The sequence below is a fragment of the Streptomyces sp. NBC_01306 genome, assembly GCF_026340465.1.
GTDB lineage: Bacteria > Actinomycetota > Actinomycetes > Streptomycetales > Streptomycetaceae > Streptomyces.
This window is the reverse complement of the sequence record NZ_JAPEPC010000001.1, coordinates 5,989,136-6,002,782: the sequence shown is the minus strand read 5'-3', so window position 1 is coordinate 6,002,782 and position 13,647 is coordinate 5,989,136. Positions and strand designations below refer to the sequence as shown.

The following is a 13,647-nucleotide window of genomic DNA, read 5'->3' as shown; positions in this document are numbered from 1 at the left end:
CGGGGCCCGGTGCCAGACTGGGACCGCGCCACACGCAAGAGGGACAAATCGGAAGATCGAACTCAGCGGGAAGGGTGTCCGGGATGGTTGCCACCATCAGTCCGACGCTGCTGTACGACGACGCCAAGGCGGCCATCCGGCTGCTCAAGGACGCCTTCGGCTTCACCGAGGTCGCTGTCTACGAGGACGAGAGCGGCGCGGTCGCCCACGCCGAGCTGGCCTACGGCGACGGCATGGTGATGCTCGGCACCCGGGGCCGGGAAGGGGTCTTCGCCCAGGCGATGGCGAAGGGCGGTCCGGTGGGCGTCTACGTGGTCATCGAGGACACCGACGCCCACCACCGGCGGGCCGTGGAGCACGGGGTGGAGATCCTGATGCCGCCGACCGACCAGGACTACGGCTCCCGCGACTACCTGGCGCGCGACCCCGAGGGGAACATCTGGAGCTTCGGCACCTATGCGCCGGGAGGCGCGCTCTGAGCCCTCCCGGCACATCCCGGGCCTGATCCGAACGGAAGGCACCGGCCGCCCGGACGCTCAGACTCCCCCGGTGTGCACCTGGAACGCGGCCCGGCGGACCGCCTTGGCCAGGGCCGGATCGGGGTGCGCGGCGGCCAGCGCCACCAGCACCTGCACGGTGCGCGGGTGCCCCACCGCCCGGACCTCTTCGAGCAGGGCGGGCACGGTGCCCTGCACCGCCGATTCCAGGTGGCGGACCAGCAGGGTGCTCTCTCCGTGGTCGGCGACGGCCGCGGCGGTGTCCACCCAGAGCCAGGTCGCCTCTTCACGGGTGAGCGCGTCGTGGGCGTCCTCCGGGTCGGCACCCTCGTACTCGGCCAGCCAGAGCACCGCGTACGGACGGAGCGAGGTCTCGGCGGCCGCGCCCCGTACCGCCGCTTCCGCGGGAGCGCCGACCACCCGCAGTGCCTCGAAGGCGAGACCGCGCAGCAGCGCGTCCTCGCCCCGGGCCACCCCGAGCAGCTCGCTGACGGCGCTGCCCACGGTGCGGGCGGCCAGCCAGGCGCGGTACTCGGCCCGCGCCGGGCCGGGTGTCAGTCCCGCGCAGCCGCGCAGCATGGCGTCGGCGCGCTGCTCGATGTTGCCGGCCGGGCTCTGCGCCGCGACGCAGATCTGCTCCAGCTTGACCCAGACCGCCCAGTTGCCGAGCGGCGTCAGCGTCGCCTGGCCGGGCGCCAGCGTCAGGGCGCCGACCGCCGCCAGGCCCCGCAGCGCCCAGTCGAGCAGCGCGGCGAGCGTGCCCGCCGCCATCGGGGGCTCGGGCTGCGGCTGCGGGCCGTAGGGGACCTCGCAGCGTTCCTCGTGCAGTTCGGCGACGCGCTGCTGGAGCAGGTCGAGCAGGGCCGGCACGGTCACCGGCCCCGCGGAGAGCTGAAGCAGCGAGAGCACCTGCGGTACGGCCTCGACGACCTCGGCCACCGCGGTGACCGGGACATCGGCGGCGGCCGGATGGACGATCGACCAGGCGTCGAAGAGGGCGACCCAGCCGCGCAGCACCGCGCTGTCGTCACCGTCCCAGGCGCGCAGCCGCCACCCGGGGCGGGCGATGTCCCCGTGCAGTTCGACGAGTCCGGCGAGCCGGGCGCGGTCCCAGCCCGCGCGGACCGCTTCCGGGGTCAACGAGAGGGTGTGCGCGGCGTGTTCGGCGACGGGGGCGGTGAGTGCCCCGCCCCGCACCGGCCGGGCGTCCCCGGTCCAGCGGGCGATCCGGACGGCGTCGGCGAGCACCGTCCTGGCCTGGCGGGCCAGCTCCGCCGGGGCCGGGGTACCGGCGGGCGGGCGCGGGGCGGGGCGGATGGGCCGGTTGCTCACGACACGGCGGGCCGTGAGCAGAGGTCGGGGGCGGACGAGGCGGAGTCTGGAGTCGCGCGGGTTACGGGACGTCACGGGGAGCAGTCTTGCCTCTGACGGGCCGAAAGCCCAAACGGAACCCCTCGCTACAGGTTGACGCAGGGGGTACGGAAGCGGGCCGGCGGGCCCGGACCGCTACATCAGCGGGGTCAGGAAGCGCCGCATGGCCTCTTCGTAGCCGTCGGGATCCGCGTTCCACATGGCGCCGTGCGGGGCGCCGGTCACGGTCCGCAGGTCCACCAACGACGGCTTGCCCGCGGCGAATTCGACGGAGCGCCGCCAGGGGGCCACCCGGTCGTCGGGGCCGTGGAAGACCAGCGTGGGCACGGTCAGCACCCGGGGGTCGGCGGCGGCGCGCAGCCGGTCGCCGTTGGTGCCGGTACGCCCCTGGGCCGCCCGTACCGCGAGCGGCAGCAGGAAGGCGGGGGTGCGCCGGGCGGCGGCCAGCGCGCCGAGGGTGGCCTCCCAGTCGAGGACCGGGGAGTCGAGGATCAGGCCGCTGATGCGGTCGCGCATCCCCGAGCCCACCGCGGCGTGCAGGGCCATGGCGGCGCCGGTGGACCAGCCGTGCAGGACGACGCGCTCCGCGCCGTAGCGGACGGCGTAGCGGATGGCCGCGTCCAGGTCGCGCCACTCGGACGCGCCGAGGTGTCCCAGACCGTCCGGGTTCGCGGGGGCGCCGGTGTCCCCCCGGTAGGAGATGTCGAGGACCGCGAACTGCTGGCGGTGCAGGAAGCCCAGGACGTTCATGGGCTGCTCCCTGCCGGTCCCCAGGCCGTGCACCGTGATCACCCAGGTGGGACGGGGGCCGGGCACGAACCAGGCCGGGCAGGCGCCGAGTTCAGCGGGGATGTCCACGTCGGCGTGGTCGATGCCGAGCGCGGAGCGCGGGTCGCCCACGTACACCTGGGGGGTGAGCCGGGCCTTGGTGCCGGGGGCGAGCGTGCCGTAGGTGACCCGGTCGAGACGGCGCACGACGGTGTCGGCGGTCTCGGAGCCGCCGTCGATCACCGGCCCGACGACCGCGTGGACACCCGGGCCCTCCAGCCCGTACACACCGGGGCGCAGCGAGGCCAGGCACCGGGTGAGGGTGACCCGGCCGGGGGCCGTGGCGTGTACGGAGAGCCGGGGTTCGGCGGGCAGGGCCCGGCCGTGCGGCGCCTTGAGCGCGGCGTCGGCGGCGAGCCGGCCGGCCGCTGCCGCGGCCGCGCCGACGCCGATCAGAGTGGTGACGGCCGTTGCCGTCGCGGTTGCCGGGCGCACCCCTCCAGTGTCGGCGGGGGCGGGCCCGGCTGCCAGCCGGCCGGGGCAAACGGGGGCCGGACCTGCGAGGACTCAGCCGGGCTGGCCGTACCCCCGCAGCTTCTCGGTGGCCTCGGCCAGTTGTCCGGGCGACAGCAGGGAGGGGGTGCGGCCGGGCAGCGCGGACGCGGTGAGCCAGAGGCGGCACATCCACTCCAGCTGGGCGGTGCGGTCGTAGGCCTGGTCGAGCGAGCTGCCGTAGGTGACTGTGCCGTGGTTCTGCAGGAGGCAGCCGGAGCGGTCCGTGAGAGCGGTGAGCATGTTCGCGGCCAGCTCGTCGCTTCCGTAGAGCGCGTACGGGGCGACGCGCACCGGGCCGCCCAGCGCGGCGGCCATGTAGTGGACCGCGGGCAGCTCCGGGACCAGGGTGGAGACCGCCGTCGCGTGCACCGCGTGGGTGTGGACCACGGCGGTGGCGGTGGTGGCGCGGTGGACGGCCAGGTGCAGGGGCAGTTCGCTGGTCGGTTTCAGCTCGCCGAGCACCTGGTGGCCGTCCAGGTCGACGGCGACGGTGTCGCCGGGGCCGAGCTTCTCGTACGGCACTCCGCTGGGGGTGACCAGGACGAGGTCGCCGCAGCGTACGGAGACATTGCCCGATGTGCCGACGACCAGCCCCTCGGACGCGGTCCTGCGGGCGGTGGAGACGAGTTCGTGCCAGGCCCTCGCGAGCGGATCGGTCTCCTCCGGTGCCACTGCTGTCTCCCCCGTCACATCTGCCCCTGCCACATCTGCCCCTTCTGCCACTTCTGCCTCTCTGCCACGTCTGCGCTTCGGGCGCACGGGCGGCCCGTCCACGCGATGATGCCAGCCGTCCGTGCGCCCCGGTATGCCGCCGCGGCAGCGGGCAGAGGCAGCGCCGGCAGTGAGCGGAACAGGCGCCTCCGGGCAGGGTCACCACAGCGCCCGGCTCAGTTCATCTTCCGTTCACCCGGGTTGCCTACGTTCATCTCGTCAATGACCTCGAACGATTGCCCAGGTAAATGGAACACTTGACCCTGCTCCTTGGGATCGTGATCATTACCGCTCTCGTGTTCGACTTCACGAACGGTTTCCACGACACGGCCAACGCGATGGCGACGACCATCTCGACCGGCGCTCTCAAACCGAAGACCGCGGTGGCCATGTCCGCCGTGCTCAACCTTGTCGGGGCATTCCTGTCCGTCGAGGTCGCCAAGACGATCTCCGGCGGGATCATCAATGAACAGGGCATCACCACAGAAGTGATCTTCGCGGCACTCGTCGGTGCCATCCTCTGGAATCTGCTGACCTGGCTGCTCGGCCTGCCGTCCAGTTCCTCCCACGCACTCTTCGGCGGGCTCATCGGAGCCACGCTGATGTCGGTCGGCTCGTCGGGTGTCAACGGCGATGTCGTCATCACCAAGGTCCTGCTCCCCGCGGTCGCCGCGCCGGTCGTCGCCGGTGTCGCCGCGCTGCTGGCCACCAGGCTGACGTACCGGATCGGGCGCCGTACGGACGAGAAGTCCACCGCCAAGGGCTACCGGGCCGGCCAGATCGCCTCCGCCGGCCTGGTCTCGCTCGCCCACGGCACCAACGACGCGCAGAAGACCATGGGTGTCATCACCCTCGCCCTGGTCACCGGCAACGTCATCGCCCCCGGTTCGAACCCGCCCCTGTGGGTCATCGTCTCCGCGGGCACTGCCATCGCACTCGGTACGTACCTGGGCGGCTGGCGCATCATCAAGACCATGGGCAAGGGGCTCACCGAGCTCAGGCCGCAGCAGGGCTTCGCCGCCCAGACCGGTGCCGCGACCGTGATCCTGGCCTCCTCGCACCTCGGCTTCTCGCTCTCCACCACGCAGGTCTGCTCGGGCGCCGTGATGGGCGCGGGCGTCGGCCGCAAGGGCGGGGTGGTCCGCTGGTCCACCGCGACCCGGATGGCCGTCGCCTGGTGTCTGACCCTGCCCGCCGCCGCGGTCGTCGGCGCGGGCGCCGAGTATCTGGCCGGCCGCGGCCCCTGGGGCATCGGCGCCGTCGCCGTCCTGCTGGTCGCGGGCTCCGGTGTCATCTGGTCGCTCTCCCGCCGCCAACCGGTCGGCCAGCACAGCGTCACCCCCGACGAACCCGCCGCGTCCGACGAGCCCGCCGGGGTGGTGACCACCGCCATCGCGGCCGTCGCCCCGCCGCCGGCCGGAGCGGTCTCCGACGGTCTCCGGACCACCATCCCCGCACCGGGCGGCGCCGCACCGGAGCCCACCCGGCCCGCCACGGTCTGAACACGGCCTGAGCACCCTCAGAACCCTGAGAACCCTGAGAACCCTGAGAACACGGTCCGTCCGAACACGGTCTGAAGGAGAAGGACACCGCACCATGGACATCGACTGGGCAGCTCTCGGCACCGTCTTCGGCGTCAGCCTCGTGGCCACCGTCGGACTGGTCGGCCTGTTCACCCTCGGCGTGGTGGGCCTGGCGCGGAAGCCCGTGCCGGAGCCGGGCACCGCCACCGCACCCGCCGCCGCGACTCCTGCCGGTACGGGCAGGGGCCCGGCCGCGCGGGCCGGCTCGTACGCCTGCTTCGCGCTCTGCGCGGCGGCCGTGGCGTACGGGATCTATCTGATCGTCGCCTGACGGCCCGCTCCTCCCCCACCACTCCCCGCGACAGCGTCACTCCGCCCGCCCGGCGGCCGCCACCGGCCACCGGGCGGGCTGCCCGTGTGCGCGGCCTGCCGGGCGAGTGGCCCGTACGGCCGTCCGGGTGGCCCGTGTGGGGCTCGGCACACTGCCCCGTCGCAGGTCAAGGGTGAGTTGACGGGTGTTCGCCGACCGTGGTGGACTTCCGGGGCCAATACGGCGGCAGGAGAGGAAGTCCGGTGCGAATCCGGCGCGGTCCCGCCACTGTCACCGGGGTCGCCCCCGGGAGCCAGGAACTCTCACCGCCGGTCACGTCGAACCAGGGCGCGGACACCCTGAGTGAGGACTACGCCATGCGCGGCCGCCTGCTGCCCGAACCGCCCGATGCTCCGAGTACGACCGCAGTGAGGGTCCCGGGCGAACTGGCCTGCTGACCCCATGCGTGGAGAGCGTGTCTTCGTGTACGGCGCCACCACGGGCCTCCTGGCAGACCTCATCTTCGCCGACCCCCGGCGCGGGCACCCCGTCGCCGCCTTCGGGCGGGCCGCCGCCGCCGTGGAGCGCCGGCTCTGGCGTGACCACCGCGGGTGGGGCGCGCTGCACACCGTGGTCTGCGCCGGGGGCGCGGTGGGTGCCGCCGTGCTGGCCGGGCGTGCCGTACGCGGCCGTCCCGCCGCGGGCGTCGCACTGACCGCCGCCGCCACCTGGGCCGTCGTCGGCGGCACCTCGCTGGGGCGTGAGGCCCGCGCGGTGGCCGACGCGCTGGCGGCAGGTGATGTCGGGGCGGCCAGGGAGCGGCTGCCGCATCTGTGCGGACGCGATCCGCAGGCGCTCGACGCGCAGCAGATCGCGCGGGCCGTCGTGGAGTCCGTGGCCGAGAACACCTCCGACGCGGTGGTGGGCGCGCTGGTCTGGGGCGCCCTGGCCGGGGTGCCGGGGCTCGTCGGGTTCCGGGCGGTGAACACCCTGGACGCGATGGTGGGCCACCGGTCGCCCCGGTATCTGCGGTACGGCTGGGCCTCCGCCCGGCTCGACGATCTGGCGGGCCGGCCGGGCGCCCGGCTCACCGCCGTACTGGCGGTGCTCGCGGGCGGGGACCCGCGCGGCGCGGTACGGGCCTGGCGGTCGGACGCGGGCCGCCACCCGAGCCCCAACGCGGGCCCGGTGGAGGCGTCGTTCGCGGGTGCGCTGGGCGTACGGCTCGGCGGCACCCTCGCGTACGCCGGCCGGGTCGAGCACCGGGCGGTACTCAACGGCGGCGGCCGGCCGGTGGCCGTCGGCGACATCGAACGCGCGGTGCGGCTGTCGCGCCGGGTGTCCCTGCTGGCGCTCGCGACAGCTCTCGTGGTGAGGAAGGTACGCGGATGAGTGGCGGGCTGCTGGTGGCCGGAACCACGTCGGACGCCGGGAAGAGCGTGGTCACGGCGGGTATCTGCCGGTGGCTGGTGCGCCGGGGTGTGAAAGTCGCGCCCTTCAAGGCGCAGAACATGTCGCTCAATTCGTTCGTCACCCGCGAGGGGGCGGAGATCGGGCGGGCCCAGGCGATGCAGGCACAGGCTGCGCGGGTCGAGCCCACAGCGCTGATGAACCCGGTGCTGCTCAAGCCGGGGAGCGACCGGTCGAGCCAGGTCGTGCTGATGGGGAAGCCGGTGGGCGAGATGAGCGCCCGCGGCTACCACGGCGGCCGGCAGGAGGCGCTGCTCGGCACCGTGACGGACTGTCTGACCCGACTCCGGGGCACGTATGACGCGGTGATCTGCGAGGGGGCGGGCAGTCCGGCCGAGATCAATCTGCGGCGGACCGACATCGTGAACATGGGCATCGCGCGCGCCGCGCGCTTCCCGGTGGTCGTCGTCGGCGACATCGACCGGGGCGGTGTCTTCGCGTCGTTCTTCGGTACGACGGCGCTGCTGAGCGCCGAGGACCAGTCGCTCGTCGCCGGGTACCTCGTCAACAAGTTCCGCGGTGATGTGTCCCTGCTCGAACCGGGGCTCGACATGCTGTACGGGCTGACCGGGCGGCGGACCTACGGTGTCCTGCCGTACGCGCACGGTCTGGGCATCGACGAGGAGGACGGGCTGCGGGTGTCGATGCGCGGCACGGTGCGCGAGTCCGCCGTGTCCGCGCCCTACGGGCAGGACGTGCTGCGGGTCGCCGTGTGCGCCGTGCCGCTGATGTCGAACTTCACTGATGTGGACGCGCTGGCCGCCGAACCGGGCGTCGTGGTGCGGTTCGTGGACCGCGCGGAGGAGCTGGCCGACGCGGACCTGGTGATCGTGCCGGGGACGCGCGGCACGGTGCGCGCGCTGGAGTGGCTGCGGGAGCGCGGGCTCGCGGAGGCGCTGGCCCGGCGGGCCGCCGAAGGCCGTCCGGTGCTGGGCATCTGCGGTGGTTTCCAGCTGCTCGGCGAGCACATCGACGACACGGTCGAATCGCGCGCCGGGGCCGTCGACGGGCTCGGACTGCTGCCCGTCCGGGTGCGGTTCGAGGTGGAGAAGACCCTGGCGCGGCCCGTCGGCGAAGCCCTCGGGGAGCCGGTCGAGGGGTACGAGATCCACCACGGGGTCGCAGATGTGCTGGGCGGCTCCCCCTTCCTGGACGGCTGCCGCGCCGGCTCCGTGTGGGGCACCCACTGGCACGGCTCGCTGGAGAGCGACGGTTTCCGCCGGGCTTTTCTGCGCGAGGTCGCCGCCGTCGCGGGACGGCGCTTCGTACCGGCGCCCGACACCAGCTTCGGCGTGCTCCGCGAGGAGCAGCTCGACCGGCTCGGCGACCTCATCGAGGAGCACGCGGACACCGAGGGGCTGCTCGCGCTCATCGAGTCGGGCGCGCCGGCCGGACTCCCCTTCGTCCCACCCGGAGCGCCATGAGAGCGGCCGGGGCGCGCCCGCGAACGCCCCGTCAGCCGTGCGCCCGGCGGCCCGTCGCCCCATTCGCCCGTCAGCCCCTCACCGAACCTGTCACCCGAGCATCTGAAGGAGTGATCCCGAAGTGAGCACGCCCTATCCGTTCACCGCTGTCGTGGGCATGGATGACCTGCGTCTCGGGCTGCTGCTCAACGCGGTCAGCCCGGCTGTCGGCGGCGTACTCGTGCGCGGCGAGAAGGGGACCGCGAAGAGTACGGCGGTGCGGGCCCTGTCCGCGCTGCTGCCCGGGGTCCCGGTGGTCTCCGGATGCCGCTTCTCGTGCGACCCCGGCGCACCCGACCCGGCGTGTCCTGACGGTCCGCACGAGGCCACCGACGGCGTGTCGCGCGACGCGCGCATGGTCGAACTGCCCGTCGGCGCCTCGGAGGACCGGCTGGTCGGCGCGCTGGACATCGAGCGCGCGCTGGCCGACGGCGTGAAGGCGTTCGAGCCGGGGCTGCTCGCCGACGCGCACCGCGGGATCCTGTACGTCGACGAAGTCAACCTGCTGCACGACCACTTGGTGGACCTGCTGCTCGACGCCGCCGCCATGGGCGCCTCGTACGTGGAGCGCGAGGGCGTCTCCGTACGGCACGCCGCGCGGTTCCTGCTCGTCGGGACGATGAACCCCGAAGAGGGCGAACTGCGGCCGCAGTTGCTGGACCGTTTCGGGCTGACCGTCGAGGTCGCCGCGTCGCGCGACCCGGACCAGCGGGTCGAGGTGGTGCGCAGGAGGCTCGCGTACGACGACGACCCTGCCGGGTTCGCCGCCCGCTGGGCGGACGAGGAGAGCGAGCTGCGGGCGCGCATCGTGGCCGCGCGGGCGCTGCTGCCCTCCGTGCGTCTCGGCGATCCCGCGCTGCGGCAGATCGCCGCGACCTGCGCCGCGTTCGAGGTGGACGGGATGCGCGCGGACATCGTGATGGCGCGCACCGCGACCGCGCTGGCCGCCTGGGCGGGACGTCCGGACGTCACGGCCGACGACGTACGGCAGGCCGCGCTGCTCGCGCTGCCGCACCGCCGCAGGCGCAACCCGTTCGACGCGCCGGGGCTCGACGAGGACAAGCTCGACGACACGCTGAGGGAGTCCGCCGGGGACGGCGACGGACACGACGGCGGCGATGACGATCCCGGACCGGACGGGCCCGACGGCGGTGGCGGTGGCGGGCTGCCGCCGCAGCGCGACGGGGACGGCGGACCGGGCGACACGCCGCAGCAGCAGGAGCCCGCGGCCGACGGGTCCGACACGCCCGCGCAGCAGCAGCCCGGCGAGAGCGCGCCCGCCGCGCCGGGCGGGGGCGGGGAGCAGGCGGCGGCGAAGGCGGCCGAACCGTTCCGTACCCGGATGCTGAGCGTGCCGGGGCTCGGCGACGGCGCCGCGGGGCGCCGCTCCCGGGCCAGGACCGAGCACGGCCGCACCACCGGTTCGCGCCGGCCGCAGGGTGCGCTCACCAAGCTGCATCTGGCGGCGACGGTCCAGGCCGCGGCGCCGCACCAGCGGGCGCGCGGGCGCTCCGGCCGCGGTCTCGTGGTCCGCAGGGACGATCTGCGGCAGGCCACCCGGGAGGGGCGCGAGGGCAATCTGGTGCTCTTCGTGGTGGACGCCTCCGGGTCGATGGCGGCCAGGCAGCGGATGAGCGCGGTGAAGGGCGCCGTGCTCTCGCTGCTGCTCGACGCGTACCAGCGGCGGGACAAGGTGGGTCTGGTGACCTTCCGCGGGAAGGACGCGGAGATCGCGCTGCCGCCGACCTCGTCGGTGGACGCGGCCGCGGCCCGGCTCGACACACTGCCGACCGGCGGGCGCACCCCGGTCGCCGCCGGGCTGCTGAAAGCCCGTGAGGTACTGCGGGTCGAGCGGATGCGGGACCCGTCGCGCCGGCCGCTGCTGGTGGTCGTCACCGACGGACGGGCCACCGGCGGCCCCGATCCGGTCGCGCTGGCCGCGCGCGCGGCCCGGCTGCACGAGGCGGAGGGCGTCGCGTCGGTCGTCGTGGACTGCGAGACGGGTCCGGTCAGGCTGGGGCTCGCCGGAGAGCTGGCGCAGCAGCTCGGCGGCACCGCGGTGACGCTGGACGAGCTGCGGGCCGAGAGCATCGCGGGGCTGGTCAAGGACGTACAGAGCACTTCATCCAGGAGGGCAGCGTAATGCCGCAGGGACAGCCGACCACCGTGCCCGAGGACGGGCTCACCACCCGCCAGCGCCGCAACCGGCCGCTGACGATGGTGCACACCGGCATCGGGAAGGGGAAGTCGACCGCGGCCTTCGGGCTCGCGCTGCGCGGCTGGAATCAGGGCTGGCCCATCGGGGTGTTCCAGTTCGTGAAGTCCGCCAAGTGGAAGGTCGGCGAGGAGCGGGCCCTGAAGGTGCTCGGGGAGAGCGGTGAGGGCGGGACGGTCGCCTGGCACAAGATGGGCGAGGGCTGGTCCTGGGTCCAGCGGGACATCGAGTCGAGCGAGGAAGCCGCCCGGGAGGGCTGGGAGCAGGTCAAGCGCGATCTGGCGGCGGAGAGCTACCGGCTGGTCGTGCTGGACGAGTTCGCGTACCCGATGCACTGGGGGTGGGTGGACACCGATGAGGTGATCTCGGTGCTGCGGGACCGGCCCGGCACCCAGCATGTGGTGATCACCGGGCGGAACGCGCCGCAGCCGCTGCTCGACTTCGCCGACCTGGTGACCGACATGTCCAAGGTCAAGCATCCGATGGACGCGGGGCAGAAGGGGCAGAGGGGCATCGAGTGGTAGCCAGACTCGTCATCGCCGCGCCGTCCTCGGGCAGCGGCAAGACCACGGTCGCCACCGGCCTGATGGCCGCGTTCGCCGGGCGCGGCCTCGCCGTGTCGCCGCACAAGGTGGGACCCGACTACATCGACCCCGGGTACCACGCGCTGGCGACCGGCCGCCCCGGGCGCAATCTCGACGCGTACCTCTGCGGTACGGAGCTGATCGGGCCGCTCTTCGCGCACGGTGCGGCCGGCGCGGATCTGGCGGTCGTCGAGGGCGTGATGGGTCTGTACGACGGGGCGGCCGGGCAGGGCGAGCTGGCGTCCACCGCGCAGATCGCGAAGGTGCTGCGGGCTCCGGTGGTGCTGGTGGTCGACGCGTCGTCGCAGTCCCGGTCGGTGGCCGCGCTGGTGCACGGGTTCGCGTCCTGGGACCCCCGGGTGCGGATCGGCGGGGTGATCCTCAACAAGGTGGGCTCCGACCGGCACGAGGCGCTGCTCCGGGAGGCGCTGGACGAGTCGGGGGTGCCGGTGCTCGGAGTGCTCCGGCGTACCGGGCAGGCGAAGACCCCGTCCCGGCATCTGGGGCTTGTGCCGGTGGCGGAGCGGCGGCCCGACGCGGTGGGCGCCGTCGCGGCGATGGCGGAGCAGGTGCGGGCCGGGTGCGATCTGGAGGCGGTGCTGGCACTGGCGCGGAGCGCACCGCCGCTGGACGCCGGGGCGTGGGACCCGCACGAGGCCCTTGCGCCCGGCTCCGGCAGCGGGGCGGCCGATCCTGCTACGGCCTCCGGCAGCGGGGCGGCGCGTCCTGGCACGGCAGCCGGTGGCGGGGCTGCCCGCCGTGGGCGCCCGGTCGTCGCCGTCGCGGGCGGGGCCGCGTTCTCCTTCTCGTACACCGAGCACACCGAGCTGCTCACCGCGGCGGGCGCCGATGTCGTCGGCTTCGACCCGCTCCACGACGAGCGGCTCCCCGAGGGCACCGGGGCGCTCGTCATAGGCGGCGGCTTCCCCGAGGTGTACGGGCCCGAGCTGTCCGCCAACGCGCCGCTGCGCGGGGCCGTGGCGGAGCTGGCGGCGTCCGGCGCACCGGTCGCCGCCGAGTGCGCCGGGCTGCTGTATCTGTCGCGCTCGCTCGACGGGCATCCGATGTGCGGGGTGCTGGACGCGGAGGCCCGGATGTCGGAGCGGCTGACGCTCGGCTACCGGGACGCGGTGGCCGTGTCGGACAGCTCGCTGGCGCAGGCCGGGACCCGGCTGCGCGCCCACGAGTTCCACCGCACGGTCCTTGAGCCCGGTGCGGGCGCCACCCCCGCGTGGGGTGTGCACCAGCCGGAACGCCGGGTCGAGGGCTTCGTCCAGCAGGGCGTGCACGCGAGCTATCTGCACACGCACTGGGCCGCGCAGCCCGCGGTCGCCCGCAGATTCGTGGACCGGTGCACGGGATGAACGGGTCTGTCGCGGGGCCGGGGCCGCTCCAGAATCCGGGGTGGCCTGTCGCGGGGCCGGTGCGCGGGGTTGCGGGGCTCTCAGCCCGCGATGCCCACCACGAGCCAGATGAACGCCACCCCCGCCACGGTGCACAGCAGCGTGGAGCGGGCCGGGTGTTCGTGGTGGGCCTCGGGAAGGATCTCGGCGGCGGCGAGATAGAGCAGAACACCGCCGAAGAAGCCGAGATAGCAGCCGAGCGGCTGCTCCGGAAGGGTGAACAGCAGGGTCGACGCCGCACCCACCACGGGAGCCAGCGCGTCGGCGACCAGCATGGCGATCGCCTTGCGGCGTGCGTTCCCGTACAGGCTGGTCAGGGTGTACGTGTTGAAGCCGTCCGCGAAGTCGTGGGTGACCACCGCGATGGCCACGGCGGCGCCCATCCCGTCGCCCACCTGGAAGGCGGCGCCGATCGCGACACCGTCCATCAGGCTGTGGCCGACCATCGCCGCCGCCGCCGTCAGCCCGACCTGGGGCACCCGCTCCTCCGCCGCCCCGTGCGCCGCCTGGCGTACCGCGAGCAGCCGCTCCACCAGGTGGGCGACGAGGAACCCGCCGACGAACAGCAGCAGCGCGGCGGGCACACCGAAGATCTCGCCGCCCGCCGCGCGCAGCGCCTCGGGCAGCAGGTCGAGCCCGACCACGCCGAGCATCAGTCCGCCGGCCAGACCCAGCACGAGATGGCGCTTGTCGGTGACCCGCTGAGCCGTCCAGCCACCGACCAGCGTCATCAGGAACGCGCCGAGCGCGACGAAGACCGCCATGGGCCCTGCCTAG

12 protein-coding genes and 1 riboswitch are annotated in these 13,647 nt (G+C 74.2%); of the genes, 8 read left to right on the top strand and 4 right to left on the bottom strand.

What is annotated here, in order from left to right:
- The first annotated feature begins 83 nt into the window (after positions 1–83).
- Complete coding sequence (locus OG385_RS26475) at positions 84–479, top strand: VOC family protein (RefSeq protein ID WP_266858290.1); 396 nt, start codon at positions 84–86, stop codon at positions 477–479.
- A gap of 57 nt (positions 480–536) precedes the next feature.
- Here the strand turns inward: OG385_RS26475 and OG385_RS26470 are convergent, their stop codons facing one another.
- The 3 genes from OG385_RS26470 to OG385_RS26460 all read right to left on the bottom strand — a co-directional run bounded on the left by OG385_RS26470 (position 537) and on the right by OG385_RS26460 (position 3,881).
- Positions 537–1,904: a hypothetical protein gene (locus OG385_RS26470; protein WP_266858288.1), complete on the bottom strand. Its 1,368-nt coding sequence runs from the start codon at positions 1,902–1,904 to the stop codon at positions 537–539.
- A gap of 99 nt (positions 1,905–2,003) precedes the next feature.
- The gene (locus OG385_RS26465) at positions 2,004–3,131 is read right to left on the bottom strand and encodes a S9 family peptidase (protein ID WP_266858286.1); all 1,128 of its coding nucleotides are present in this window, start codon (positions 3,129–3,131) and stop codon (positions 2,004–2,006) included.
- Between the two features lie 72 nt (positions 3,132–3,203).
- Positions 3,204–3,881 carry a class II aldolase/adducin family protein gene (locus OG385_RS26460; RefSeq protein WP_266861180.1) on the bottom strand — a complete coding sequence of 226 codons (678 nt, stop codon included), beginning with the start codon at positions 3,879–3,881 and terminating at the stop codon, positions 3,204–3,206.
- A 269-nt stretch (positions 3,882–4,150) separates the two neighbouring features.
- Between OG385_RS26460 and OG385_RS26455 the strand changes: the two genes are divergently transcribed.
- The 7 genes from OG385_RS26455 (at position 4,151) to OG385_RS26425 (ending at position 12,831) form a co-directional block, all read left to right on the top strand.
- Positions 4,151–5,404: an inorganic phosphate transporter gene (locus tag OG385_RS26455; protein WP_266858284.1), complete on the top strand. Its 1,254-nt coding sequence runs from the start codon at positions 4,151–4,153 to the stop codon at positions 5,402–5,404.
- Between the two features lie 94 nt (positions 5,405–5,498).
- Complete coding sequence (locus OG385_RS26450; protein ID WP_266858283.1) at positions 5,499–5,756, top strand: hypothetical protein; 258 nt, start codon at positions 5,499–5,501, stop codon at positions 5,754–5,756.
- Positions 5,757–5,986: 230 nt separating this feature from the next.
- Positions 5,987–6,058: riboswitch (cobalamin riboswitch) on the top strand.
- Between the two features lie 139 nt (positions 6,059–6,197).
- Positions 6,198–7,127, top strand: coding sequence for a cobalamin biosynthesis protein (locus OG385_RS26445; RefSeq protein ID WP_266858281.1), 930 nt, complete (start codon positions 6,198–6,200; stop codon positions 7,125–7,127).
- Complete coding sequence (locus OG385_RS26440) at positions 7,124–8,629, top strand: cobyric acid synthase (protein ID WP_266858279.1); 1,506 nt, start codon at positions 7,124–7,126, stop codon at positions 8,627–8,629. Before OG385_RS26445 ends, OG385_RS26440 begins: the two co-directional genes overlap by 4 nt.
- 121 nt (positions 8,630–8,750) lie before the next feature.
- The gene (locus OG385_RS26435; RefSeq protein ID WP_266858277.1) at positions 8,751–10,811 is read left to right on the top strand and encodes a putative cobaltochelatase; all 2,061 of its coding nucleotides are present in this window, start codon (positions 8,751–8,753) and stop codon (positions 10,809–10,811) included.
- On the top strand, positions 10,811–11,407 hold the full coding sequence (cobO, locus tag OG385_RS26430; protein WP_266858276.1) for a cob(I)yrinic acid a,c-diamide adenosyltransferase: 597 nt from the start codon (positions 10,811–10,813) through the stop codon (positions 11,405–11,407). Before OG385_RS26435 ends, cobO begins: the two co-directional genes overlap by 1 nt.
- The gene (locus OG385_RS26425; protein WP_266858274.1) at positions 11,401–12,831 is read left to right on the top strand and encodes a cobyrinate a,c-diamide synthase; all 1,431 of its coding nucleotides are present in this window, start codon (positions 11,401–11,403) and stop codon (positions 12,829–12,831) included. Before cobO ends, OG385_RS26425 begins: the two co-directional genes overlap by 7 nt.
- A gap of 80 nt (positions 12,832–12,911) precedes the next feature.
- On the opposite strand, the gene OG385_RS26420 is transcribed toward OG385_RS26425, so the two are convergent.
- Positions 12,912–13,634 (bottom strand): ZIP family metal transporter, encoded by a 723-nt coding sequence (locus tag OG385_RS26420; protein WP_164266110.1) that lies wholly within the window; start codon positions 13,632–13,634, stop codon positions 12,912–12,914.
- Between the last annotated feature and the right edge of the window lie 13 nt (positions 13,635–13,647).